Source organism: Cupriavidus sp. SIMBA_020 (genome assembly GCF_046535395.1).
GTDB lineage: Bacteria > Pseudomonadota > Gammaproteobacteria > Burkholderiales > Burkholderiaceae > Cupriavidus > Cupriavidus campinensis.
In genome coordinates, this window is the sequence record NZ_JAWRWU010001813.1 from 1 (window position 1) to 230 (window position 230).

The 230-nt window shown below is 68.3% G+C and carries 1 protein-coding gene; it reads right to left on the reverse strand.

Features of this window, described 5'->3' with window-relative positions; all coding sequences use genetic code 11:
- A partial coding sequence (locus SB751_RS35865; protein ID WP_410749714.1) for an FCD domain-containing protein occupies window positions 1-230 on the reverse strand: 230 nt, incomplete at both ends.

Consider the following 230-nt stretch of genomic DNA (forward strand, 5'->3'; position numbering starts at 1 on the left):
CGCGCCCTCCCATGCGCCTTCCTTCTGGTTGACGATCGGATTGACCGTCGACAGCGCGCCGCGAATGATCGCGGCCATCTGCTTGAAGAACTGATTGCCGCTCGCGATCACGATGCGGGTGTGGAACAGCTCGTCGGCTTCCTGATAGCCGGGCTCGTTCGGGCGGATCGCGCGGAACGCCTCGAACGCCTCGCGCAGCGCCGCGATGTCCGCCGCGCTGCCGCGCGCGG